The sequence below is a fragment of the Micromonospora sp. NBC_00362 genome (assembly GCF_026342155.1).
GTDB lineage: Bacteria > Actinomycetota > Actinomycetes > Mycobacteriales > Micromonosporaceae > Micromonospora > Micromonospora hortensis.
In genome coordinates, this window is record NZ_JAPENH010000001.1 from 5153154 (window position 1) to 5179119 (window position 25966).

17 protein-coding genes are annotated in these 25966 nt (G+C 69.0%); 9 read left to right on the forward strand and 8 right to left on the reverse strand.

All coding sequences use genetic code 11. The features are described from left to right. Positions 1-262 precede the first annotated feature (262 nt). Together OG992_RS23765 and OG992_RS23770 are read right to left on the reverse strand one after the other, a co-directional pair. Positions 263-1558 (reverse strand): MFS transporter, encoded by a 1296-nt coding sequence (locus tag OG992_RS23765; RefSeq protein WP_266304351.1) that lies wholly within the window; start codon positions 1556-1558, stop codon positions 263-265. Positions 1559-1633: 75 nt separating this feature from the next. Further along, on the reverse strand, positions 1634-2914 hold the full coding sequence (locus OG992_RS23770) for an MFS transporter (protein WP_238684519.1): 1281 nt from the start codon (positions 2912-2914) through the stop codon (positions 1634-1636). Positions 2915-3066: 152 nt separating this feature from the next. Here OG992_RS23770 and OG992_RS23775 point away from each other — a divergent pair, with 152 nt between their 5' ends. Then, positions 3067-3834, forward strand: a complete 768-nt coding sequence (locus tag OG992_RS23775) for a phosphoglyceromutase (RefSeq protein ID WP_091403562.1) — start codon at positions 3067-3069, stop codon at positions 3832-3834. A 64-nt stretch (positions 3835-3898) separates the two neighbouring features. Here OG992_RS23775 and phoU read toward each other — a convergent pair whose 3' ends face one another. After that, positions 3899-4552, reverse strand: a complete 654-nt coding sequence (phoU, locus tag OG992_RS23780) for a phosphate signaling complex protein PhoU (RefSeq protein ID WP_091403559.1) — start codon at positions 4550-4552, stop codon at positions 3899-3901. Positions 4553-4756: 204 nt separating this feature from the next. On the opposite strand from phoU, the gene OG992_RS23785 reads away from it, so the two are divergent. After that, positions 4757-6040 carry a cell wall metabolism sensor histidine kinase WalK gene (locus OG992_RS23785; protein ID WP_266304352.1) on the forward strand — a complete coding sequence of 428 codons (1284 nt, stop codon included), beginning with the start codon at positions 4757-4759 and terminating at the stop codon, positions 6038-6040. A 24-nt stretch (positions 6041-6064) separates the two neighbouring features. Continuing rightward, complete coding sequence (locus OG992_RS23790; protein WP_030329696.1) at positions 6065-6748, forward strand: response regulator transcription factor; 684 nt, start codon at positions 6065-6067, stop codon at positions 6746-6748. Positions 6749-6949: 201 nt separating this feature from the next. Here OG992_RS23790 and OG992_RS23795 read toward each other — a convergent pair whose 3' ends face one another. Next, a complete protein-coding gene (locus OG992_RS23795; protein ID WP_238684593.1) occupies positions 6950-7747 on the reverse strand; it encodes a hypothetical protein in 798 nt (265 codons plus the stop codon). 80 nt (positions 7748-7827) lie between these two features. Here OG992_RS23795 and OG992_RS23800 point away from each other — a divergent pair, with 80 nt between their 5' ends. Both OG992_RS23800 and OG992_RS23805 read left to right on the forward strand, forming a co-directional pair. Further along, a complete protein-coding gene (locus tag OG992_RS23800; protein ID WP_238684521.1) occupies positions 7828-8772 on the forward strand; it encodes a Ppx/GppA phosphatase family protein in 945 nt (314 codons plus the stop codon). Between the two features lie 75 nt (positions 8773-8847). Then, complete coding sequence (locus OG992_RS23805) at positions 8848-9654, forward strand: sugar phosphate isomerase/epimerase (RefSeq protein WP_091402756.1); 807 nt, start codon at positions 8848-8850, stop codon at positions 9652-9654. Between the two features lie 31 nt (positions 9655-9685). On the opposite strand, the gene OG992_RS23810 is transcribed toward OG992_RS23805, so the two are convergent. The 3 genes from OG992_RS23810 to OG992_RS23820 are packed head-to-tail and all read right to left on the reverse strand — an operon-like array spanning position 9686 to position 11732. Continuing rightward, positions 9686-10273, reverse strand: a complete 588-nt coding sequence (locus OG992_RS23810; protein ID WP_238684522.1) for a CGNR zinc finger domain-containing protein — start codon at positions 10271-10273, stop codon at positions 9686-9688. Positions 10274-10291: 18 nt separating this feature from the next. After that, positions 10292-11458, reverse strand: a complete 1167-nt coding sequence (locus OG992_RS23815; RefSeq protein ID WP_238684523.1) for a glutathionylspermidine synthase family protein — start codon at positions 11456-11458, stop codon at positions 10292-10294. A gap of 1 nt (position 11459) precedes the next feature. Beyond that, the gene (locus OG992_RS23820; RefSeq protein WP_225855034.1) at positions 11460-11732 is read right to left on the reverse strand and encodes a hypothetical protein; all 273 of its coding nucleotides are present in this window, start codon (positions 11730-11732) and stop codon (positions 11460-11462) included. A 107-nt stretch (positions 11733-11839) separates the two neighbouring features. Here OG992_RS23820 and OG992_RS23825 point away from each other — a divergent pair, with 107 nt between their 5' ends. Both OG992_RS23825 and OG992_RS23830 read left to right on the forward strand, forming a co-directional pair. Further along, positions 11840-12760, forward strand: coding sequence for a proline dehydrogenase family protein (locus tag OG992_RS23825; protein ID WP_238684524.1), 921 nt, complete (start codon positions 11840-11842; stop codon positions 12758-12760). A gap of 162 nt (positions 12761-12922) precedes the next feature. Further along, complete coding sequence (locus OG992_RS23830; protein ID WP_266304353.1) at positions 12923-14212, forward strand: hypothetical protein; 1290 nt, start codon at positions 12923-12925, stop codon at positions 14210-14212. Between the two features lie 60 nt (positions 14213-14272). Here the strand turns inward: OG992_RS23830 and OG992_RS23835 are convergent, their stop codons facing one another. After that, positions 14273-18448, reverse strand: coding sequence for a LamG-like jellyroll fold domain-containing protein (locus OG992_RS23835; RefSeq protein ID WP_266304354.1), 4176 nt, complete (start codon positions 18446-18448; stop codon positions 14273-14275). On the opposite strand from OG992_RS23835, the gene OG992_RS23840 reads away from it, so the two are divergent. Then, positions 18441-18722: a hypothetical protein gene (locus OG992_RS23840; RefSeq protein ID WP_266304355.1), complete on the forward strand. Its 282-nt coding sequence runs from the start codon at positions 18441-18443 to the stop codon at positions 18720-18722. The two genes, OG992_RS23835 and OG992_RS23840, sit on opposite strands and share 8 nt — an antisense overlap. 443 nt (positions 18723-19165) lie before the next feature. After that, complete coding sequence (locus tag OG992_RS23845) at positions 19166-25966, forward strand: RHS repeat-associated core domain-containing protein (protein ID WP_266304356.1); 6801 nt, start codon at positions 19166-19168, stop codon at positions 25964-25966.

Genomic DNA, 25966 nt, shown 5'->3' on the forward strand with positions numbered 1-25966 from the left:
TGAATCCAGAATCCGGGCGAACTAGCTTTATTGCACCGCGCCACGTTTGGAAACGTTCGGGGGAGCGGCGGATCGATCAGATCCGCGCACCAGACGAGGCGCGAGGGGACGGGTGGAATAACCGTTGGGGGACGGTTCCCACCTGTTTGGACCGGCGGCGTGAGCGGGCGATGCTTACGGGGGTGAGTGTTGCCCGCCGCCGCCGGCCCCGCCGGCGAGCGCCCACCACGACCTCAGGGTCGTGGTGGGCGCTTTGCGTCGGTTATCCGGTTGGTACGCGGTCCGCGGGGGTCGTCGGCTTCGCTTCGACAACCCGGCGCAGCGCGGCGACGTGCCGCTCCCGGGGTGGTCCGGCGAGCAGGTGCCCGAGGGCGGCCAGCAGACCGAGCCCGCCCACGATCAGCCAGTGCCGGTCGCCGAGGTGCTGGAGGCTCACCCCGCCGAGGGTGGGCGCGACGAAGGCCGCGGCTGGAAACGTCAGGTAGAAGACCGACTGGTAGCGCGCTCGGAGCTGCGGTGGCGCCAGGTCCGCGTTGATCTGGGCGTTGGGCGGGGCGGCGAGCATCGAGCCGACCGTCCAGATCACCGCGGCACCCAGGTAGATGGCCAGTTCGTCGGCCATGGCCAGCGCCCCGAAACCGAGCGCGAGCAGCGCCGTGGAGGCGGCCAGCACGACGTCCTTGCGGTGCCTGTCGATCAGCCGGGGCACGAACAACTGCCCGACCACGATCAGCGCGCCGCCGAGCGCGACCACCAGCCCGTACGCCGATGGGCCCAGGCCGTCCGCGCGCATGGCCAGCGGCATGATGGTCGACGTCTGCATGGTGAGTACGGCCAGCACGAAGGTGAGCCCGACGAAGACCAGGAAGGTGCGGTCGGTGAGCGCGGTGTGCAGTCCCGGCCGACGGGGCCGGACGGACTTCGGCGCCGCGCCGGGAGTGGGCGGGAGGCCGGCCGCTGGCCGGGCCAACCGCAGGGTTTCCGGCACCTTCCAGGCGATCACGGCGGCGGCGGTCAGTGTGGCGCCCGCATCGACCAGGAACAGTGCGGTGAAGCTCGCCTCGGCCAGGACCCCGGCGAGCAGGGAGGCGACCGCCATGCCCAGGTTGAACGCCCAGAACTGAAGGTTGAACGCCCGTGAGCGGCGCTCGGCGGGCACCACGTCGACGATCGCCGCCACGAATGCCGGGCTGGGCATCGAGTGGACCACGCCGATCAGCGCGGAGAGCGCTGCGATCAGCAGCAGGGGGCGGGTGAAGGCGAGGGCCACCATCAGGCCGACAGTGGCCAGGTGCGCGGCGAGCAACGTCGCCCGGCGTCCCCACCGGTCGGCGAGCACCCCGCCGAGCAGCACTCCGGCCGCCCCACCGGCTCCGTACGCGCCGACCACTGTGCCGGCCAACCCTTCGCTCGCGCCGCGTACGTCGGTGAGGTAGAGCGAGAGGAACAGCATCGCGAACGCGCCGGCCCGGTTGATCAGCAGGCCGGCCCAGAGGTACCAGAAGGTGGCGGGTAGTCCGCCTGCGGTGTCGTGCCACCAGCGCCGCAGGGCGTGCACCCGACCTCCCGACAGTTCAGGTTGTTAACTGTTTCCACCTGCACAGTAGGAACTCCGGCACCGCCGCGCCACTCATTACGCCTCGGCGGGCTGTGGCGCACGGGAGGCGGCAGTCGGTGCCAGTGCCTCACCGGAGCGGCGCAGCGCTGCCGCACGCCGTTCCCGGGCCGGCCCCGACACCAGGTGGGCCACCGCGGTCAGGAGGCCGAGCGCGGCGCAGCCGTACCAGAGGGTGTCGTTGCCGGCGTGCTCGCGCACGAGGCCACCGAGGATCGGCGCGCTGGCCCCGGCGATCTGCCACGAGAGGGAGAACACACCCTGGTACCGACCTCGCAGTTCGGCCGGGGACAACTCGGCGATCAGCGTGGAGTTGGAGGGCGAGTTCAGCATCTCGCCGACCGTCCAGATCAGCACTGTCAGCCCGTAGAACCAGGGGGTGCCGGCGAACGCGGTCAGCCCGAACCCCACGCCCATCACGACGGATGCCAGCGCGAGCACGTGTGAGCGGCTCCGACCCCGGATCAGCCGGGGCACGAAGAGTTGGCCGACCACGATGAGGATGCCGTTGAGCGCGATCACCGAGCCGTACGTGGCGGGGCTCAGACCGTCGTCGCCCATCGCGATCGGCAGCATCGAGATGTGCTGGAGGAACACCAGCGCGGCGAACAGGTTGAGTGCCACGAAGCCGAGGTAGACCCGGTCGGTGAGGATCGTCCGCAGGGCGCCGCGCGGAGCCGCCGCTGCCGTGACGGCGGTGGCGGGGCCGGCCTGTCGGGTCTCCGGCACCTTGCTGAAGATGATCAGCGCGGTGACCAGCATGGTGGCCGCGTCGACCACGAACAGCAGCAGGTAGTCGGCCTGGGCGGCGAGGCCGGCGAGAACGGCGGCGCAGGCGAAACCGAGGTTGATCGCCCAGTAGTTGAGCGAGAAGGCGCGCAGCCGGTCCTTCGCCGGCACCACGTCGATCATCATCGCCCCGAACGCGGGCCGGGCCGCCTCGGCGAACATGCCGAGCAGCAGCGCGCCCAACGCCACCGCCCAGAGATCCCGGGCCAGTCCGAGCCCGAGCATCATGGCCGCCGCGCCCACGTGGGCGGTGAGCAGCGTCGGCCGGCGGCCCCACCGGTCGGCGAGGGTGCCGCCGGCGGTGGTGCCGAACGCCCCGCCGACACCCCAGAGACCGATCACCAGGCCGGCCTGCGAGGCCGAGAAGCCACGCTCCTGGGTCAGGTAGATGGCGAGGAAGACCAGGACGAACGAGCCGAGTCGGTTGATCAGGGTGCCCGACCACAGGTACCAGAAGGTGGTCGGTAAGCCGCCGGTGGTGTCCCGGAACCAACTCCGCATCGTCCGCATATGGCGCCCCGCTTGCAAGTAATGACCGATGTGACTGACGTGCCTTACGACCCTAGTGGTGGCCGGATCCGCTGGTCATCAGCTTTTTCACGTGGTGGTCGTCACGACGGCTGCCCGCGTGTCCGCCGGGCGGTTGAGGCAGGATGATCCGCATGACTGCGAGCGAAGGGCCCACCGTCGGGACGCTGGTCCTGCTGCGACACGGTGAGAGCGACTGGAATGCCAAGAACCTCTTCACCGGCTGGGTGGACGTCGACCTGACCGAGAAGGGCGAGGGCGAGGCGCGGCGCGGCGGCGAGTTGATGCGCGAGCACAGCCTGCTGCCGGACGTCGTGCACACCAGCGTGATGCGCCGGGCGATCCGCACCGCCGAGCTGGCGCTCAACGCCGCCGACCGGCACTGGATCGCCGTGCGCCGGTCGTGGCGGCTCAACGAGCGCCACTACGGCGCCCTGCAGGGCAAGAACAAGAAGCAGACCCTCGACGAGTACGGCGAGGAGCAGTTCATGCTCTGGCGCCGGTCGTACGACACGCCACCGCCGCCCATCGACGACAACGACGAGTGGTCGCAGGTGGGTGACCCGCGCTACGCGCTGCTGCCGACCGAGCTGATGCCGCGCACCGAGTGCCTCAAGGACGTCGTCGACCGGATGCTGCCCTACTGGTACGACTCGATCGTGCCGGACATCCTGGCCGGCCGGACGGTGCTGGTGGCCGCGCACGGCAACTCGCTGCGCGCCCTCGTCAAGCACCTCGACCAGATCTCCGACGAGGCGATCGCCAAGCTGAACATCCCGACGGGCATCCCGCTGCGCTACGACCTCGACCCGCAGCTGCGTCCGCTCACTCTGGGCGGCACGTACCTCGACCCGACCGCCGCGAAGGCCGCCGCCGCGGCGGTGGCCAACCAGGGGCGCTGAGCCGCCAGAAAGGGGCCCCTCGTCATCGCGGAGAGCGATGGCGAGGGGCCCCTTTTCGTGCCGGTCAGTTACTGCTGGGCGCGCTCTCCCCGGTGATCAGGTAGATCACGTGCTCACCGGCGTTGACCGCGTGGTCGGCGAAGCGCTCGTAGAAGCGGCCCAACAGGGTGGCGTCGATCGCCGTCTCCACCCCGTACGGCCAGTCGTCGCCGAGCAGCACGGCGAACAGGTTCTTGTGCAGCTCGTCCATGGCGTCGTCGTCGCGGTCCAGCTCGCCGGCGAGGTCGGCGTCGGGCTTCGCCAGCACCGAACCGATCTTCACGGCCATCCGGTCGGCGATCTCGGACATCTCGGTGAAGACCGTCCGCAGCTCGGCCGGGACGGCGGGGGAGGGGTGACGGCGTAGCGCGGTCTTCGCCACGTGCTCGGCGAGGTCGCCCATCCGCTCCAGATCAGCGGCCACGTGCAGCGCGGTGATCATCGCCCGGAGGTCGGAGGCGACCGGCGCCTGTCGGGCGAGCAGGTCACAGACCCGCTCCTCGACGTGCCGGTAGAGGTCGTCGATCTCGGCGTCCCGCTCGATGACCGTCTCGGCGGCCTGCCGGTCGGCGGTCAGCAGGGCCCGGGTGGCCTGGCGCATGGCGGCGCGGACGCCCTCCGCCATGTCCACCAGCAGTTGGCTGACGATCTGGAGGTCGGCCCGGAACTCGTCGCGCATCATCACGTCCTGTGGTCGGTCGCCGCCGACGGGTGCCGGCGCAGGGGGTTGAGCAGGTGCGACGCCAACGGTAGGGCGCGCGGACGGATCCCGGATGAACCACGGTGAACGACGCCAGACGTGGGGGTGAACACTTCCGTAAGTGAGGGTAGTTCGTCCCGTTCTGTGTGGTAGCCAGGTTAACAATGACCCTACGATCGCCGGGTGGAGTGGGCGGTGGCGGTCGTGGTGGCCCTGGCTTTGGTGGCCGGGATGGCCGCCGGTCTGCTGCTGCCCCGGTTCCTGCCGAGGCGGGACGGTCACTCCACGTCGACGGGGAGCGTCAGCTTCCGCTGGAGCAGGGGGAGGCCCGCGATAGCCGACGAGCAGCAGGCCGGGCTCGGCCGCCGGACGATCGACTCACTCCGGGCCGGTGTCGTGGTACTGGACAACGACGACGTCCCCGTGCTGATCAACCCGGCCGCCCGCGCGATGGGGCTGCTGCGTACCGGCAGCACTCCCGGCTCAATCGCCGCGCACCCGCTGATCCGTACCCTTGCCGGCCAGGTGCGACGCACCGGCGTGCGACGCGAGATCGAGCTGGACCTGCCCCGAGGTCGCGACAGTGCGGGGGAGAACCCGCTCGGCGTGCACCTGCGGGCGATGGGTCTCGGCAACGGCTTCATCGCGGTCGAGGCGGTCGACGTGACCGAGTCGCACCGGCTGACCCGGGTACGACGGGACTTCGTGGCCAACGTGAGCCACGAGCTGAAGACCCCGATCGGGGCCCTGCAGCTGCTCGCCGAGGCGTTGCTGGACGCGACTGAGCCGGCCGACGCGGCGGCGCCCGACCTCTCCGAGGACCTGGTGGCCGCCCGCCGGTTCGCCGAGCGGATCCAGCACGAGTCGACCCGGTTGGGTCGGCTGGTGCAGGAGTTGCTGGAGCTGACCCGGCTGCAGGGGGCTGAGCCTCAGCCGCCACCGGAGCCGGTCGCGCTGGACTGGGTGATCGCCGAGGTGGTCGACCGCACCCGAACCACGGCCTCCGCCCGGGGTGTCGCGGTGACAGTGGACGGGGCGCGGGGTCTCACCGCGTACGGCAGCGACTCCCAACTCGCCACGGCGGTGGCGAACCTGGTGGAGAACGCCATCAACTACTCGGGCGAGGACACCACGGTGCGGGTGACCCTCCGCGGCGACGACGAGCACGTCGAGATCGCCGTCGCCGACCAGGGCATCGGTATCGCCCCCACCGACGTCGCCCGGATCTTCGAGCGGTTCTACCGGGCCGACCAGGCCCGCTCCCGTGCCACCGGCGGCACCGGGCTCGGCCTGGCGATCGTGAAACACATTGCGAGCAACCATGGCGGACGGGTCGAGGTGTCGAGCACTCTTGGTGGTGGATCGACGTTCACCCTCCGGCTGCCCGCCAGTCCACCGGACGACCTCCTGGCGACACTGCCGCCGGTTGGGATCGAATCCGGTCCGACTGGGCTACGGCAGGTCTGACAGCAAATGGAAAGGAAATCCCCGTTGAGCCGCGTTCTCGTGGTCGAGGACGAGGAGTCGTTCTCCGACGCCTTGTCGTACATGCTCCGTAAGGAGGGCTTTGAGGTTTCGGTCGCCGCGACCGGCACCGACGCCCTCACCGAGTTCGACCGGACCGGCGCCGACATCGTGCTGCTCGACCTGATGTTGCCCGAGATGTCGGGGACCGAGGTCTGCCGGCAGTTGCGGCAGCGCTCCGCCGTGCCGATCATCATGGTCACCGCCCGGGACAGCGAGATCGACAAGGTGGTCGGGCTGGAGATCGGCGCCGACGACTACGTCACGAAGCCGTACTCGCCGCGGGAGCTGGTCGCGCGGATCCGGGCGGTGCTGCGCCGGCAGAGCCCGGAGGTGGCCGAGGCGGGTGCGCCGACGCTGGCCGCCGGGCCGGTGCGGATGGACATCGAGCGGCACGTGGTGACAGTCGACGGCGGGGCCGTGCAGCTGCCGCTGAAGGAATTCGAGCTGCTGGAGCTGCTGCTGCGCAACGCGGGCCGGGTGCTCACCCGCGGTCAGCTCATCGACCGGGTCTGGGGCGCCGACTACGTCGGTGACACCAAGACGCTGGACGTGCACGTCAAGCGGCTGCGCTCCAAGATCGAGCCGGAGCCGTCCGCGCCGCGCTTCATCGTGACCGTGCGGGGTCTGGGCTACAAGTTCGAGCCGTGATCGGCGTACGCCAAGGGGGTCTGCGTGCGATGCAGGCCCCCTTTTGGGCTGTGCTGCGGTGCCTTTGGAGCTGATGTCGCAAACGAGTCAGACGCTGATGTCGTCAGCGGTTCAGCTCCAAAGGCGTTCCGACTCATGCCTGCGATGCGCGGCTGTTCAGGCGGCCGTCGGGGCGAGAAGTGCGGTGATCGGCACCCAGAGCTAGACCTCGTCGGCCGGGTGCGGGGCGATCATGCCCTGCTTCGTTCTGGTCGCGCACAGCTCGGCCAGCCGCTCGTACGCGGCAGCGCCGATCAGGGCGGTCAGCTCCGGTGAGTACGACAGGTACATCGGCTCGGTGCCGACGTGCGCGTCCGTCGAGGAGGTGCACCACCAGTCCAGGTCGTGACCGCCGGCTCCCCAACCCCGCCGGTCGAACTCGGACAGGGTGGAGACCAGCACCTTGCTGTTGTCCGGCCGGTTCACCCAGTCCTGATCGCGGCGGATCGGCAGCTGCCAACAGACGTCCGGCTTGTATTCCAACGGGTGCACCCCGTCGCGCAGCGCCTGGGCGTGCAGGGCGCAACCGCCGCCGCCGGCGAAGTCGGCGTCGTTGAGGAACACGCACGGACCGTCGGGGCCCTGCGTGGCGGTGCGGCGGGCCGGCGTCTTGCCGTCGATGGTGTCCTCGTCGGTCCAGTTCTTGAACCCGCGCCGGAAATGCTGCCAGGTCGACGGGGCGAGTCGCCGGACGGCGTTGCGCACCCGCTTCTCGTCGTCCGAGTCGGTGAAGAACGCCCCGTGCGAGCAGCAACCGTCGGCGGCCCGGCCGGCGATGATGCCGTGGCAGCCCTTGCCGAAGATGCAGGTCCAGCGGGAGAGCAGCCAGGTCAGGTCGGCCCGGATCAGGTGCGTCTCGTCGGCCGGGTCGGTGAACTCGATCCACTCCCGAGGGAAGTCCAGGGGCACCTCACGACTGCGCGGGTCACCCGGGTCGTCCACCAGCACACGGAGCTCCATCGTCACTCGGCCCAGCGTACGCGCGGTGACGTCCGCAGGCCGGTGAGCCGCGCAAACGTGTTGCGCCTACTGTCTTCACCATGCGACTGGGTGTCCTCGACGTCGGATCCAACACGGTGCATCTCCTCGTGGTGGACGCGCACCACGGCGCGCACCCGTGGCCGGCGCACTCCGAGAAGGTGGTGCTCCGGCTGGCCGAGCAGATCGGCCCCGACGGCGCGCTGACCGAGGCGGGCGCGGACGGCCTGGTCAAGGCGGTGGGCATGGCCAAGGCGGCGGCCACCGGGTTGTCGGCCGACGACCTGATCGCCTTCGCCACGTCCGCGGTGCGCGACGCCACCAACGCGGCCGAGGTGCTGGCCCGGGTCCGGGACGAGACCGGCGTACGCCTGGCGGTGCTCTCCGGGGCGGACGAGGCGCGGATGACGTTCCTGGCCGTACGGCGGTGGTTCGGCTGGTCGGCGGGCCGGCTGCTGGTGCTGGACATCGGTGGCGGCTCGCTGGAGATCGCCGCCGGCATCGACGAGGACCCGGACGTCGCGGTCTCCCTGCCACTCGGGGCCGGTCGGCTGACCCGTGAGCGGCTACGGGTCGATCCGGCCAGTGCGGCCCCGCCGTCGGCGGAGGCCGTCGACAAGCTCCGGGAGTACGTGGACGGCCGGCTGGACAAGGTCGTCGACCAGATGACCGAGGTGGGTTGGGGTCGGGCGGTGGCCACCTCGAAGACGTTTCGCACCCTGGCCCGACTGGCCGGGGCGGCCCCGTCCGGTTCCGGGCTGTGGGTGCGACGCAGCCTGACGCGGGCCGGCCTGCGGCAGGTCATCGGCTTCATCAGACACATCCCACCGGCGCAGTTGATGGAGCTGGAGGGGGTCAGCGCGGGCCGGGCCCACCAGTTGCTGGCCGGTGCCGTGGTCGCCGAGGCGGTGATGCGCCGCCTGGATCTGGACTCGCTGGACATCTGCCCGTGGGCGCTGCGGGAGGGTGTCATCCTCCGCCGGCTCGATCAACTGGAGCCGATCTGATCCGGTGGCCGTTTTCGGTCGATTTGCCGGCGCTCGTCACGATGGCTCCGGCGCTGCCGGGCTACGCTGGCTGATGTGACTTCCCGCGTTCCCGTGCTCCTGTCCAGCTCGTCGGTCTTTCCCGAGCCGACCGCGGCGGCGTTCCAGCTGGCTGCGGCGCTCGGCTACGACGGCGTCGAGGTGATGGTCTGGACCGACGTGGTCAGCCAGGACGCGGGCGCGCTGCGTGGCCTGTCCACGCACTACGACGTGCCGGTGCTCTCGGTGCACGCGCCCTGCCTGCTGGTCACCCAGCGGGTGTGGAGCCCCGACCCGTGGGAGCGCCTGCGCAAGGCCGCCGAGCTGGCCGAGACGCTGGGCGCGCCGACAGTCGTGGTGCACCCACCGTTCACCTGGCAGCGTGACTACGCGCGCAACTTCGCCGAGGGTCTGGCCACCGTCGCGGACCGGTTCACCGGGCTGCGCTTCGCCGTGGAGAACATGTACCCGGTGCGGATGGCGGGCCGGCAGTTCGTCCCGTACGTGCCCGGTTGGGACCCGACCGACGCCGGCTACCCGTCGTACACCCTGGACCTGTCGCACTGCGCGGCCTCGCACAGCGACCCCCTGGAGATGGCCGACCGGATGGGCGCCGGGCTGGCGCACGTGCACCTCGGTGACGGCACCGGCGAGGGCCGCGACGAGCACCTCGTGCCCGGGCGCGGCACCCAGCCGTGCGGGGAGCTGCTCTCCTCGCTGGCCGGCAGGGGTTTCACCGGGGCGGTGGCGGTGGAGGTCGCCACCCGGGGCGCGAAGAGCCGCGCGGTGCGCGAGGCGGACCTGCGCGCCGCGCTGGAGTTCGCCCGCCAGCACCTGACCGCGTCGTCACCGGTCGACGCCTGACCCGTCCGCCCGAGGTCGGGCGGACGCGGCGTCAGCTGACCGGCGAGAGGGAATCGGCTGCGGAGGTCGGCTGCGGGGCGACAGCCACCTGCTCGCCGACCGCCGCCCGCTTACGGGCCCGGTGCGCGGCGACGTGCGAGCGGGTGGCGCAGCGCTCCGAGCAGAACCGCCGGCAGCAGTTGGACGACGTGTCCAGGTAGACGTTGCCGCACCGCTCGTCGGCGCAGACCCCGAACCGGGCGCTGCCGTACTCGCAGAGCCACACCGACAGCCCCCAGACCGCGCCGGCCAGATATTCGGCACTGACCGAGGCACCCCGACTGGTCACGTGCATGTGCCAGTCGCTGGAGTCGTGCCCGGAGATGCGCGGCTGCACCGGGAACGCCTCGAGCAGCGCGTTCAGCTCGGTGACCGCCTGGCCGTCCCGCCCCGAGGTGCCGTACTCGAAGACGTCGCGCAACCGTTTCTGTGCCCGGCGGAAAATCGCCACGTCCCGGTCCGCGACCTCGTCGCGCATCCAGGCGTTCTCGTCGGGGAAGAGGGCCCGCAGGTCGTCGAGGTCGTCCAGGCGGGCGTTGACCAGGTCAACGCCGGTCCGGGCGTACGCGTCGAAGTTCACGCCCCAACGGTAGACGACTCAGCGGGTGCGCGGCGCGTCGATGTAGTGCGGTAGGAACCGGGCGTAGCCGTCGGTGATCAGACTCGCGCTCTCCCGCACACCCACGCCGGCCGATTCGCCGTCGACGATCCAGCTGCCCAGCACCATCCGGTTGCCGGCGAACTGCGGCAACGCCCGGAACTCCTGGTAACACCAGCCCTCGTCGCCGTAGATCCCCGGGTTGGTGATCTCCTCATCGGCGGTGACGATGCGTACCGATCCGCCCTCTCGGCCGAGCAGTGGCTTGGCGACGTACTCCGTCATTCCGCGCGGCGAGTCGAGGTACGCCGGGAGCAGGTACTCGTGGCCCGGGTACAGCTCCCAGAGGACCGCGAGCAGTGCCTTGTTGGAGAGCAGCAGCTTCCAGGCCGGCTCGATCCAGGTGGTCGGGGTGCCCGGGGCCAGGGCCGCCGGCCCGTACGGCTCGGCCAGCATCCACTCCCACGGGTAGAGCTTGAAGCAGGTGGTCACCGGGTTGTCGTCGGCGTCGACGAAGCGTCGGCCGTCCCAGCCGATCTCCTGGATGGGTTGGAGCTCGACGCCCAGGCCGGCCTGCCGGGCGGTCTCGGCGAGGTAGCCGGCGGTCATGTGGTCCTCGCCGGATTCCTCCTCGTTCGACCAGAGCACGTGCACCCGGGGGTCGTGCAGCCCTGCCCCGATCTTGGCCCAGGCGCCGACCAGCCGCTCGTGCAGGCTGTTCCACTGGTCCAGCTCCGGCCGGGTCTGCTCCAGCCAGTACCACTGGATGATGCTCGCCTCGACAAGCGCGGTGGGGGTGTCAGCGTTGTACTCCAACATCTTCGGAGGCCAGGTGCCGTCGTACGCCAGGTCGAAGCGCCCGTACAGGGTCGGTGGCGCCTCCCGCAGCGACCGGGCCACCGCCTCGGCCGCCCACTCCGGGATGCCGAACTCGGCGTACCGGCGCTGCGCCACCACGTGCTCGGCGGCGGCCACCGACATCCGGTGCAGCTCCTCGGTGGCCTCCTCCAGCCGCAGCACCTCGTCCAGGTCGAACGCGTACGCGGCGGTCTCGTCCCAGTACGACATGATCCCGCCGCCGGGCAGCTCGGTGTCGACGTAGACCAGCCCCTGCGACCGGATGGTGGCGTCCCAGCCGGGGCGAGGCGTGACCGTCTCGCGGCGCACGTCAGCCGCCGCAGGCGGCGAGGTGGGTGCCGAATCCGCCGCGTTCGGGCAGGGCGGCGGTGGTCGGCTCCGGGGCGGTGCGACCGGCGGCCGGGTCGGTGACCCGCATCGCCAGCGCGACGGTGTCGCCGCCGCCGACCGGCCCGAGGGCGCAGTCGTCGTCATCGTCGTCGTCCGAGGTCATGTTGCAGCCGGAGAGGGCGAGCGCGAGAGCGGTGAGCGCGCCGAGCTGCACGGAGGCCGAGCGGAGTCGGCGGCGGGGGCGTTGGTCCACGGCATCGTTGTAGCCGATCGACGCCACCGCCGCCGCCCCGCCCCCCATGTCGAGGTGGCCCGGCCGCCCCTCGGCGGGGCCCCTGGCAGGGGCGTTACGCTCGGCTCATGCTCCGTTCCGTCATCCTCGCCGCCTCCCGGTCATCCCAGGTCGAGCGGCTCGTCGCGACTGCCCCGTACACCCGGGACGTCGTCCGCCGGTTCGTCGCCGGCGCCGCCACCGACGACGCGTTGCGCGCGACCCGCGGGCTCGTCGACGACGGCCTCGCTGTCACCCTCGACCACCTCGGTGAGGACACCGTCCGCCCCGAGCAGGCCACCGCCACCCGGGACGAATACCTGAAACTGCTGAAGATGCTCGGCGACGCGGGCCTCACCCCGGCCGCCGAGGTGAGCGTGAAGCTCTCCGCCCTCGGCCAGATGTTCGACGAGCAGTTGGCGTACGACAACGCGCGGGCGATCTGCGCCGCGGCCGACGCGGCGGGCACCACCGTCACCCTGGACATGGAGGACCACACCACCACCGACTCGACGTTGGAGGTGCTGAGCCGGCTGCGCAAGGACTTCCCGTCGACCGGCGCGGTGCTCCAGGCGTACCTGCGGCGGACCGAGTCGGACTGCCGGGAGCTGTCGTCGGCCGGGTCGCGGGTGCGGCTGTGCAAGGGCGCCTACAAGGAGCCGGAGTCGGTGGCGTACCAGTCGGCCCGTGAGGTGGACAAGTCGTACGTGCGCTGCATGAACATCCTGATGTCCGGCGACGGTTACCCGATGCTGGCCACCCACGACCCGCGGATGATCGCCATCGGTGAGGACCGGGCCCGGTGGTTCGACAGGGGTCCCGAGCGCTTCGAGTTCCAGATGCTCTACGGCATCCGCCCCGAGGAGCAGGCCCGGTTGGCCGGCGAGGGCTACACGGTGCGCACCTACGTCCCGTACGGCGACGAGTGGTACGGCTACCTGATGCGCCGGCTCGCCGAGCGCCCCGCCAACCTGGTCTTCTTCGGCCGTGCCCTGATCTCCAAGAAGTAGTTCCTCCGGTTCGGCCGACGGGCCGGCGGCGATCCCTCGGGTCACCGCCGGCCCGTTTCGCCATCCGGCTCGTCGGTCAGCCGAAGCTGGTGAGCGAGCGGCCGGGCCGATCGGCCCGGGGCGGCCTCGCCGCATCCAGGTAGTGGTCGTACCCTTCGGCGGGTGACTGACGAGGTGCAGCAGCCAGCACCACGGCGGCTCTGGCCGCTGTGGACGGTGCTCGTGGTGGTCGTCCTGCTGCTGGGCTGCGGCCTGCCGGCGGCGCTCGTCGTCGGAGTGATCCGGGAGACAGGCTCGCGCCCCACTGTCAGCCGGGTCGGCGCCTCGGCGGCCGACGACCCGGCCACCGCAGTGGCCCGTGGGTTGTCCGACCGGATCACCGCCCAGCTCCACCGGCAGTCCGCGGCGCTCCTGGGCGGCGACCGCGCCGGGTTCCTCGCCGTCGCCGATCCCGCCGCCCACAACGATCTGCGCCGACGCTTCGCCGCGCTGCGCGAGCTCAAGGTGACCGGCTGGCGCGCCGAGCCCAGTGGCCTGCCCGTGCCCATCATCGGCAAGCCCGGCGAGTGGCGGCTGCTGGTGCGCTTCCAGTACTGCTTCGTCACGCCGAACTGCCGGCCCAGCCCGGTGCTGATCGGAACCCGGTGGCGGGAGAACGGCGACCAGCCCCGGATGGTCGCCATGGAGGAATCCAAGTCGGTGGAGACCGGCACCCGACCCTGGGAGATCAGCGACCTGGCCGTCGCCATCGGCGCGCGAACCATCGTCGCGACCACCCCGGCGCTGCGCGGCAAGCTGCCCGGCCTGCTGGTTCAGGCTGAGGCGGCGGCGAAGGTCGCCGACGGGTACGCGGTGACCGGCTCACCGCCGGACCGCTACCGGATCTTCTACGCCGGGCGCGCCGAGTGGCAGCGCTGGTACGGCGGGGAGCGCCCAGAATGGACCGGCGGTTACGCGGTGACAGTGGGCGGCGGCCACCACGAGGTGGTGCTCAACGCCGAAGGGCTCTCCAACAGCGGCACCGACGACCTGCTGCGGCACGAGCTGACCCACGCGGCGTCGTTGCCGGAACGCGGCTACCCGGGCAAGCTCACCTGGTGGTTGGTCGAGGGCCTGGCCGAGTTCGCCGGTGCCGGCGGCCAGGCGGTCGACCGGTACGAGGGGATCGCCGACGTGCGCAAGATGGTCCGGGGCGGCTGGGACGGCAAGTTGGAGGGCGTCAACCCTGCGGACGACGCTTCCGCCGAACGGGTGGCCGCCAGCTACGGCATCGGCTACCTGGCCGTCCGGCACCTCGTCGACCGGTACGGGCCGTTGCGGCTGCTGACCTTCTTCAAGACAGTGGTGCACGACGGCCGGACCATTGAGGCGGCCTCCGAGAAGGCGTTCGGTGAGCAGTGGTCGACGCTGCACGACGAGTGCGTGGCGTACGTCCGCGCGACCGCCGGCTGAGCCGCTCGTTCGCCTGCTGGCGGCGGTGGGCCGGGCGGACGCCCGACCCACCGCCGTCGTTCACCAGCCGGTGCCGATCGACGATCGGGTACCGAGGCTGCCGTTGGCGGCTCCCGGATACATCCAGAGAATGCCTGTCACGTTCTCCCGGGCGAGGATGTCGGGCTTGCCATCCCCGTTGAAGTCGGTCATCCCGAAGGACGTGTAGTTCGCCCACTGGATGCCGACCTGGGTGATGGTCCGCGCCTGCAGGTCGTACACCCGCAGCAGGGCGGTGTCGATCTCCCGGCCGTACAGCTCCGGCGTGGCGTCACCAACCACGTTGGCCACCCCGAACCCGGTGTACTGGTCGCTCCAGCCGTCACCGACGTCGATCCTGGGCAACCTGCCACCCGCCAGGTCACCCGGGTAGACCCACAGGTCGTGTGTCGTGCCCGCGGTGTAGACGTCCTGGTAGCCGTCCTTGTTGAAGTCGCCAATCCCGAACGGTCGGTAGCTGCACCACTGAGAGCCGGAGAACGTGGGAGTGGGGCTCAGATCGTCGGCGGTGCCCAGGAACACCTGCAGATCACAAGTGACGTTGTCTCGGACGACCACGTCCTGGTAGCCGTCGTGGTCCATGTCCGCGATGCCGAACGAGGTGAACTGGCCCCACCCCGAGGAGATCAGCCGTGGTGCGGTGAGCTGGTTGTTGACCTTGCGGTAGCGCCACAGGCTGCCGATGGTGTCCGTCGCGTAGACGTCGGTCTGCTTCGTGCCGGTGCCCGGCGGGGTCCAGGTGGTGGCACCGACCGAGGTGAGCGAACCGCTCTTCGTGACGTTCGTCGCCCCGACCTGGGTGGGGGTGAGCGCCCGCTTCCACACCTGCAGGTTGCTGAGCATTCCGGAGTAGTGCGCCGTCGGTGCGCCTAGGTACTTGTAGCGGCCCGCCACGAACTTGCCGGTGCTCGGCCACGTCGGCGTGGCGGTGTACTGCGCGCTCCCCTTGATCACCCCATTGACGTAGAGCACGATCGTCCGGGTCTCGGCGTTGTAGGTGCCGACCAGGTGCGTCCAGACCCCCAGCGCCGTACCGGCAGGTGCCACTACCTGGGTGTACGACCAACCGCTGTCGGCGTTGCCGAGACCGAATCGCCAGGTGTTGTCACTCTGGTTGTTCCAGAGCAGGAAGCGCGACGCGTTCGCCCCGTCCTCACTGGCGATGACACCGCCGGCGGCCGTGGGCTTGGCCCAGACCGAGATGCTGAACGACTTGCTCGTGTCGACCAGTCGCTCGTTGACCGACAGCGCGCCCTGCTTGGACGCGTCGACGATGGTCCCGGTCTTGTCGACGTTGAGGAACAGCGCCGGGCTGAAGAGTTCGCCGCCTCGCCAGTAGGCGTTGCCGCCCTCCACGGTGAGGGATTTGCCGCCGGAGACATCCTTCGCGCTGGTGACCGCGGCGTCCGGCAGGTCGTCGAACTGCCAGGTGTGGTCCGAGGTGACAAGCGTCTGCTTCGGCTGGGCGGTGATGGTGGCGCTGCTGGTTTGGATGTTGGTGACCAGCCAGGCGGTCGTGACCGCACCGGCGCCGACGGTCCACAGGTCGGGGTTGCCGTCGGCGTTGATGTCACCGGCGCGCAGGTTGAGCGCAGCATTCGTGTTCCAGCCGCTGGCGGCCAGGGTGCGGGCGGTGTAGGTGAGCTGTCCGGTGTCCTGGTTGTAGGCCAGGTTGGACCAGAGGTGCAGCGCGCCGGTGGTCTGGTTCCAGAGGAACATCGCCGCGCCCGTGCTGGTCTGCGTTGTGGTGATCGTCCAGTTGTTCCAGTCGGCGCCGCCGGTCGGGGTCAGTGCCCCGGTCGAGGTCGCCCCGAAGAACAGGCTGGTCCCCGGGAAGCTGGGGTAGTAGGTGAGCTGGTAGCCGTTCGTGGCGTCGCCGCTGGTGCCGATCAGGTCCGGGAAGCCGGAGCCGGGCCCCCGCGCCTCACCGGCGTTCGCCAGCTGGATCGGCGATCGGCCGTACTCGTCGAGGAGGTAGTCGGCCAGGAGGCTTGTCTGGACCCCACCGCGCTCCGGCATCAAGGTCGAGCCATCGCCGTTGCCGGCGAGGATCCCGCCACCGCCGGCGTTGTTACCCGTCGGGTAGTAGATCAGCACGTCCTGAAGGTTGCCGCCGGTGAATCGTCCCGTGATGACCTGAGCGCCGTTGAAGTCGGCCGGAGAGTTCTCACCGGTGACCCCGTTCCCTCGTGCGCCCATGTTGCTGATGCTCGGGTTTACCCCGGCCGCGCCATTGTTCTTTGCCAGCCACAGGCCAGCCTTGAGGTTGTTCACCGAGCCACCGGTGAGAAGGTCGGCTCGGCCGTCGCCGGTCAGGTCGCCGTCCGGTGCCACGACGGACGAGGGGTCGGCATTGAACGACAGGATCGCGGTATCGCCGAAGTTCTTGCCCGCAGCAGTGACGCTGGTGACGGAGATCGTGTTGGTGAAACGGTTCGGGGTGATCTGCAAGTTCGCGTTGCCGTTCGCGTCGGGGGTGACGCTCTGCGGCGGTGCCGCGTTCAACTGGTAGACGTAGTTGGTGGGCACGGCGCCGCTGGACGGCGGCTTGACCGAGACCGTGACTGGCTGCCCGATCGTCGGCTGTACGGCGAGTTCGGAGATGTTGGGCGGTCCGGCCCTTGTGGCGTCGAAGGTGAACCGACAGGTGGTCGACCAGTTGCTGGAGGTACGGAAGTCGGTCGTCTGCACCTTCCAGGCGAAGGTGGTCGGAGTTCCCGCACTGCCGCTTGTCACGCCTGCGGCGGCTGCCAACGCGGCTCGCGGTACGACAAATACCGCAGTGGTGCCGGAGGAGTACGTCAGCAGGTTGGGATTGGTGCTGGCGATGGCCGTCTGGGAGGCATCGCTGTTCTTCCACAGCTTGAAGGTGACCCCGAGCGCTCCTCGGTCCGCGTCGGAGACCGGCGCGTACAGGGAGACGGCGGTGTCGCCGACCACTGTCGGGCTGGCCGCGATGCAGTCTGTCGCGGGGGAGGTGGTCAATCCGGTCGGCGCGGCGGGTGCGTGGTTGTAGCGGATGGTCAGCGTGGGGCTGGTCTCCAGGAACTCCTTCCAGCTCTGGGCGTCGCTGGCCTCGTTGGCGGCGACCATCCACAGGGTGCGGGTCGACTTCTTGGCCGTGACGTCGGCCTTGATCTGCCCGGTGATGTCGAAGGACACGCCGTCGGCGTCGCAACCGCTGTAGCCGTACGCGAAGCTCTTGCTGGCGATGGCGCTGCCCTTACTCACCCCCTCCCAGTAGTTCCAGGTGGCGTTGCTGGAACTCAATGTGGTGCCCGGGCCGTAGATGTTCACCGTCTTGTCGGTGCAGCTCCAGGACCTGGTGTTTGTGATCTTGAAGAGGGCGTCCGCGATCTCGGCGCCGGCCAGGGTGGAGTACGGGACTGGGAAGTTGATCAGAGTGTTCGACCGCTGGCTTCCCGAGTTACCGACCTGCATCCGGCCGATCGGGTCCGGAGTGTTCTTCCAGTAGTTGGTCGACTGGTGCTGGTAGGAGATCGAGGCCCAACCGCTCATCTTGGGGCCGACCGGCGTCCAGTTGAAGGTGGGGTCGATGTAGAGGGGGAACACCGCTGCCGGGTCGTTCAGCAGCTTCCGGTCGGGGGTGAGCCGCAGCTTCCCGGCACCGATCTGGACAGCGATCGGGGCCGTCCGCGCCCCGCGACCGGGCCCGCCCGGGGTGGAAGCGGCTCCTCGTTCGTTCGTGCCAGCCTGTGCGCCCGCGCCGCTGGCGGAATCCCACATCGCGGGGGCGGGCGCGGTGATTACCGTCCGGCCGCCACGATCGCGCCCGGTGATGTTGCCGGCCGGGTCGGCTGTCAGCTCGACGCCCTTCGTGGCGGTGGCGAGGTCGAGGGCCGCGAGCCGCGGGTTGGCGGCAGCCCTTCGGTTCTTGACCACGAAGACGTGCGAGAAGGAACCCTCGGTGTCGACCCGGACGGTCAGGTCGACCCCGGGCAGCACCTCGGCGTAGGTGGCGGTTGGCCCCGACAGGGTCGGCGTCGGCAGGGTCAACGGAGCGGTGACCGACAGTGCGCGGTCCCCGCTGGTCATCTGGGCGAGCGGTCCGCCGCCACCGGCGGAGACGCGGATCGGGTTGGTGGTGACGGCCGCCGTGATGCTGCCGTCGGCGTTTCGGACCAGTGTCGGGTCCAGGTCCTTCCACGTGCCGTTCACCCTGGTGCGAGTGGGCACGGCCGACTCGGTCAGTTCCATCATCCCGTCTGGGCGGGCGGTGAAGGTCGTGGTCGACGTCCGGGCGCCGGTTGCCTCGACCGGCTTGCCAGTCCGCTTCGCCTCGACCATCGCCCGGTCGACGCTGAGTGATCCATCCGCCGGCTTCGGTGCGGGCTTGCTGGGCGCGGCGGCGGCCGGTACGGCGGGTAGGAACGTGGCTGAGGTGGCCAGGACGAGGCTTGCGACGACACCCGTGGTGAGCGTTCGTCTGGATGTCGACGTCCTCGGTTGAGGACCGATTTTGGGCATGAAGAGGTATCTCCCCCGTGAGTGAAGCCGTCGGACGCGGAGCACGTCCGTTGGGCGGCCACAGTGAACCAGCACCTACGGCACCCGTGGAACGGAGGACGTCACACGGAGTCGTCCCTTTCGGACTCACTGCAGCGTATTTGCCGCTGTGATCGTGGTCATTTGTTATCGCACCGTTACCTTCGGGGGAAGCCGACATGAAACATTGTTCGCGCCACGGGGGTGTGCGACGAGACACCCTGCGTGGATTTCTGACGATCTCGCAGAGGTGAGGGTGAAATGGCCGGGCACGGGGGATTGCGCCTACTTACACGGCGCAAACGGCTGGGGGCACTGACCGCGGCTACGTCGCTGGTGGCGAGCTTGTTGGTGGGTGCACCGGCGGCTGCGAAGCCGGAAGACAGTGGATTGTCCACACTGCCGCCCATGTCGCCAGGGCGTTCGGTGACCGGTGTCAAGCCGCTGCCCACGAACTTCGTGACTCCACCCGACCAGGCCAAGTCGACCTATCGACCGTCGCGGACGGCGTGGCCGAAGGCTGCCTCGACGACTGTGGCGTTGCCCGGATCGACGTCCGCTACGAGGGCTACGGCACCGGCGAAGGCCCGCGCGGCAGGCACCCCGGTCTGGGTGGAACCGGTCGTCAAGCGCGGACGGTACGCCGGCCCGCAGCAGATGCGGGTGTCGGTCGCCGACCGCAAGGCGACCGAGGCGGCAGGCGTCGGCGGCGTGCTGCTCTCGGTGACCCCGTCGTCGACCGAGCCAGTCAACGGATCGGTGCGCGTCGGCGTCGACTACGCCGACTTCGCCGAGGCGTACGGCGGCAACTACGGCTCCCGACTGCGACTCGTGCGGATGCCCGCGTGCGCCCTCACCACACCGGCGCTCGCCGAGTGCCGAACGCCGACACCGTTGGTCTCCACCAACGACCCGGCGAGCAACTCGGTCTCGGCCGAGGTGCCGATCACGACCGCCACCGCCGACAGCCGGTCGGCCGACTCGGCGATGGTCTTCGCCGCCGTGGCGGGTGCTGGCGACGAGGGCGGTAGGGGCGGCACCTATGCGGCGACCGACCTGAAGCCGTCCGGTTCGTGGACGGCAGGTGGCAGCACGGGCTCGTTCAGCTACTCGTACCCGGTGACCGTGCCACCGACCCGGTCGAAGCTCCTGCCGCAACTGGCCCTCTCCTACAACTCCGGTGGTGTCGACGGTCAGACCGCCGCGACCAACGCGCAGGCCTCCTGGGTGGGCGACGGCTGGACCACCCCGAAGTCGTACGTCGAGCAGACCTTCGTCTCCTGCGCGGACGACCCGGGTGGCAGCCCGTCCCCGGTCAAGACGAACGACCGTTGCTACGCCGGCCCAGTCCTCACCATCGCCCTCAACGGATCCTCCAGCTCACTGATCTGGGACTCCGCCAAGAGCGTCTGGAAGATGCAGAACGACACCGGCGCGGTGGTCACCCGGGTCATGAACTCGGGCAACGGCAGCGGAACCAAGGACACCGACTACTGGCGGGTCACCGAGCGGGACGGCACCGTCTACGAGTTCGGCCGTAACCGCCTGCCGGGTTGGACGACCAACAAGCCGGAGACCAAGTCGGTCGACCACATCCCGGTCTACTCGGCGCACTCGGGAGACCCCTGCTACAACGCGGCCGGCTTCAGCTCGTCGGTCTGCACCATGGCGTACCGGTGGAACCTCGACTACGCCAAGGACGTCCACGGCAACGCGATGGCCTACTACTACAACCAGGCCACCAACTACTACGGACGCAACGAGGGCGCCACCGACGTGTCCTACATCCGGGACAGCAACCTCGCCCGGATCGACTACGGCTTCCGCGACAACGGCGCGTACGGCATCATCCCCAACCAGGTGGTCTTCAACACCGACGACCGCTGCCTCTCCGGCACCTGCAAGCCGCTGAACGAGGCGAACAAGGCCAACTGGCCGGACGTGCCGTTCGACCTGGTCTGCAACTCGGGCACGGACTGCAAGCCGTGGAGTCCATCGTTCTTCTCCACGGTGCGGCTGACGTCCATCGAGACCCAGCAGTACGACGCGAGCCTCACCCCGCCGTACCGGAAGGTCGACACCTACGCGTTCACCCATACGCTGCCGAACCCAGAAGACGAGACATCGCCGGCGCTGTGGCTGTCGTCGATCACCCGCACCGGGCACGACACCACCTCCGGTGGCTCCACCAGCGCCATCTCGCTGCCCTCGGTGTCGTTCACCGGCATCAAGCTGCCCAACCGGGTGGACACCGCAGGTGGCTACCCGTCGTTCTACCGGCAGCGGATCGCGACGATCACCACCGAGACCGGTTCGGTCATCTCGCCCAGCTACGAGCTGCCGAAGCGCTGCACCGCGCCGGTGACGATCAGTCCCACGTCCAACACCCAGTCCTGCTACCCCGTCTACTGGACGCCGGACGGGCTGCCGAACCCGATCCGGGACTGGTTCCACAAGTACGCGGTCACCCGGGTCACCACGACCGACCCCACCGGGGGCGCCCCGGCCACCTCCACCAACTATGAGTACGTCGACGGCGCGGCGTGGCACTTCGACGACAACGAGGTGGTCAAGGCCAAGTACCGCACCTACGGCCAGTTCCGCGGTTACGGCAAGGTTCGGGTCCGCAACGGTGACGGCGCGAACGACCCCCGCACCCTGGGCGAGACCACCTACTACCGTGGCATGAGCAAGAACAACAACACCACTGTCGTCAACGTCACCGACAGCGCCGGCGGCGTCCACGAGGATGTCGATCAGCTCGCCGGGCGTGCCCTGGAGGCCACCTCGTACCTGGGTGACGGCGGTCCGATCGACAGCTCGACTGTCACCTCGTACTGGGTGTCGGACGCGACAGCGACCCGGAGCCGCACGGGGCTCCCGGCGCTGACCGCGACGTTCAGCGCGCCGGTGCAGACCTGGCGGCGGCAGGCGGTCACCTCGGGTTCCAGCACCACCTGGCGATACAGCCAGACCGACATGTCGTACGACGCGTCGACCAGCTCCGCGACCTTCGGCCTGCTACAGCACTCGTACGACCACACAGTGCCGGCGAACCCCGCCTACGACCGGTGCACGAGCACGACGTACGCCCCGGCCAACACCGGTCTCAATCTGGTCGGCCTGACCAGCCAGGTCGAGACCGTGTCGGTGGCCTGCGCCGGCTTCCGCGCCGGCTCGCCGACGTCGGTGCCGGGCAGCACCAACACGCTGGCCGCCCCGACCACTGTCAACCGGCCGGCGCAGGTCGTCTCGCATGCCCGGACCTACTACGACGACCCGCAGTTCGCGACCACGTTCCCGCAGGCGGCCCCGAGCCGGGGCAACGTCACGATGGTCCGCAAGGCGTCCGACTGGGTCTCCGGCGGATATGCCTACCAGACCACCGACCGGGTCGAGTTCGACGCCTACGGTCGCGCCACCGGCACCTGGGACGGCAACGGCAACAAGTCCACCACCAGCTACACCGACAACGCCGCCGGCCTGACCACCGGCATGACCCTGCAGAACGCGGAGGGCCACGGCACCTCCACTACCATGACCACGCTGCGTAATCTCCCCACGAGCAGCACCGATGCCAACGGGGTGGTCACCCGTACCCAGTACGACGCGCTGGGTCGGCTGAAGACGGTCTGGTTGGCGTCCAGGCCCACCAGCGCTCTGCCGAACGTGAAGCACAGCTACGCGGTTTCCAAGAGCGGGCCAACCGCGACGACGACCGAGACGCTGAACCTCAATAACAGCTACGCGACCACCACCACCATCTACGACGCCCAGTACCGGGTGCGGCAGACCCAGGCGGACACGAACGTGGGCGGTCGGATGATTTCCGACTCGTTCTACGACAGCCGGGGTTGGGTGCGGGCGACCTACAACGGCTGGTGGGACGCCGCCAGCGGACCGAACACGGTTCCGGTCTACGCCGACTCGCTGGAGAAGAAGGCCCTCAACCAGACCTTCAACACCTACGACGGGCTTGGCCGGGTCATCCTGGCCGAGAGCGCCCGCGACGGCGTGGTCAAGTCGTCGACCAGGACGGTGTACAACGGCGACCGTACGACGGTCATCCCGCCGACCGGTGGCACCGTCACCGCGACGGTCACCGACCCGATGGGCCGGTTGGAGAAGCAACTCCAGTACACCGCAGCGCCGACGCTGGTTTCCCCGTCGAACTCGTTCACCGGCGTCTACCGCCTCACCGGCGGCACCTCGGTGGACAGCACCTACGGCTACGACGGGCAGGACAACCAGTCGACCGTTACCGACGCTGCCGGTAACCCCTGGATCAGCACGTTCAACCTGCTGGGGCAGGTGGTCAGCAAGGACGACCCGGATGCCGGCACCAGCACCATGCGCTACGACGGCGCGGGCAACGTCATCGAGTCGACCGACGGTCGCGGCAAGACCGTCTCGTCCACCTTCGACAAGATCAACCGTCGTACGGCCAGCTTCGCCGCGACGGCCGCGACGCAGTCGGCCAGCAACAAGCTGGCGGCATGGGTGTACGACAACGACAACAGCGCCGCGTCGATCACGAATGCGATTGGCAAGTTGACCACGGCGACCGCCTTCCGCAATGGCGCCGAATACAGCACTCAGTGGATCAACTTCGACTCCTTCGGCAACTCGAAGGGCGAGACGATCACCATCCCCGCTGTCGAAGGGGCGCTCGGCAACACGTACGCGTTCGGGCACACCTATTCAGCGACGACCGGGCTTCCGGTTACCGACACCTACCCGGCCAGGGGAAACCTGCCCAGCGAGACAGTGATTCGCGCCTACGGCGGAATACTGGACCTGCCGACGGTCGTCGGTGGGCTTGCCGGCTACAGCGCGTCCGTCGACTACGACGCGTGGGGACGGGTCACCCGTAACCTTGTGGGTCTTTCGACGAGCGGGGCCTCGGTCGTCAACATCTACGACGACCACAACGGGCGACGTAAGCAACAACTGGTGACCAAGACGACGACCACCACCAAGGACGTCGGCAAGCGAGACTACGAGTACGACCTGTACGGCAACATCACCAAGACCGTCGACACCCGCTCCGACCCGACCACCGCGTCGGAGACGCAGTGTTACCGGTACGACTCGCTGCGGCGGCTCACCAAGGCATGGACGGCGACCGACGCGTGCGCGGTCACGCCCACCCTCGGTAACCGCGCCATGGTCGGCAGTGGCATCGGTGCCACCAGCGCCTACTGGACCGAGTGGAACGTCGACTCGCTCGGCAACCGGAAGAGTCAGACCCAGTACTCGACGTCCGGCGGGACCGACACCACCACCAACTACGTGTACGACGGCAACGCCAAGGGCCAGCCGCACACGTTGACGAGCACCGCCACCTCCGGTGGACTCACCGGCAGCACCTCGTACAGCTACGACGACGCGGGCAACATGACCACCCGCAAGGCCGGGCAGGGCACCCAAACTCTGAACTGGGACGACGCTGGTGAGTTGGCGTCGGTGACCGGCAGCACTGGCGGAAACAGCTCGTTCCTGCACGACGCCGACGGCAACCTGCTGATCCAGAAGGACCCGGGGGTCACCACCCTCTACCTGCCCGGTCAGCAGATCACCCTCAACACCAACACCCAGGCGTTGAGCGGCACCCGCTACTACCCGCTGCCCAGCGGTGCGATGGCCTATCGCACGGGCAGTGGCACCGCGTACGGGTTCACCATCCCGGACCACCAGGGCACGCCCGGCCTGTACCTGAACAACACGGCCCAGGTGCCGACCTGGCGGCAGTACACCCCGTACGGAGCGCCCCGCGGCTCTACCGTCACGGCGCCGGACAACCGCGGCTTCCTGAACCAGCCGCTGAACACGAGTACCGGCCTGACTCAGGTCAGCGCCCGAAATTACGACCCGACAATCGGCAAGTTCGTCTCGGTCGACCCGTTGCAGGACCTGGCCGATCCGCAGCAGTGGAACGGCTACTCCTACGCCAACAACTCCCCGGTCACCATGAGTGACCCGGACGGTCTGATCCCGGCTGACTGCCTAGAGTTCGATTGCCGTGGTTACGACCCCCGTCCCCTGAAAGAGGGCGACGGTCGCGGCGCCGGGGGCTGCCCAGGCGGCTGCGGCACCAAGGCCAACACCGATTGGGGCGACGCGAACGGCAAGACGAGCACTAAGTCGAGGTTCGACCACCCGCGAAGCCTGGGTCACGGCATTGTGGTGCCGCCGACCGTTCCACTCGAAGACTTCATGCGGCGATGGAATGACCAGCGTGCTGATTACTACCGGATATCGAGCCAAGGTAACAACGACGTCCTGATGGAGCGGGACACCCGCATGCTCGCGTTGAGTATCTGTTGGGAGATGCGCTCCTCCAATGGATGCGGTGATTGGTATCAAGAGTTGTGGTCCGGTCACTTCTATTGGAGTGTCGAGAACTTGCCGGACGATGACCGGCTCATTTCCGGTACGCCCGGGAAGCTTGGTAAGGGTGGCAAGGGTTGCAATTGTGGCTGCAAGAGCTTCAGTGGTGACACCAAGGTTCTAATGGCCGACGGCACCACTAAGCGACTTGATGAGCTGAAGGCCGGGGACGAGGTCATGGCCGCGGACCCGGAGACCGGCGAGCAGGGCCCACGAGTCATCACGGACGTATGGGTCCATCAGGACGATCTCGTCGATCTTCAACTTTTCGGCTCCGCAGTTACGACTACCGAGGATCATCCGTTCTGGAACCAGACGGATCGGCAGTGGCAGCGGGCCGATGAGTTTGATCCGGGCGACCTCGTATTGTCGGCCGACGGCCGCACTCAATTCGTCCTGGGAGTCCGTCCGGACACCACTCACTCAGGCGATGCCTACAATCTCACTGTCGATGGCCTCCATACGTACTACGTGGTTGCCGGCACTGCAACGGTCCTCGTGCATAACACTGGTCCGGGCGGCTGCATCCCTGGCTATGAGAATCCTGGACACCATGATCCGCGCGGCGGGCCAAACCCCTACAATCCCAACAAGGGAGTGCTGCCTTCCGACGCGGCGGAGCAATTTCAGAATAGTGTTGAGGTCGCCGGGGTGCGGTGGACCAAAATCGGCTCCGGCAAGAAGGCGGTCTACTATAGGTACTCTAACGACGAGCATGGAAACTGGCACTGGAGTGGCGGCTCTAACGGACGTGATAGTCGCGGTAATGCCGTAGAGATTCCTTTGAACCACATCCCAATTCAGATCCGACGGAGGTAG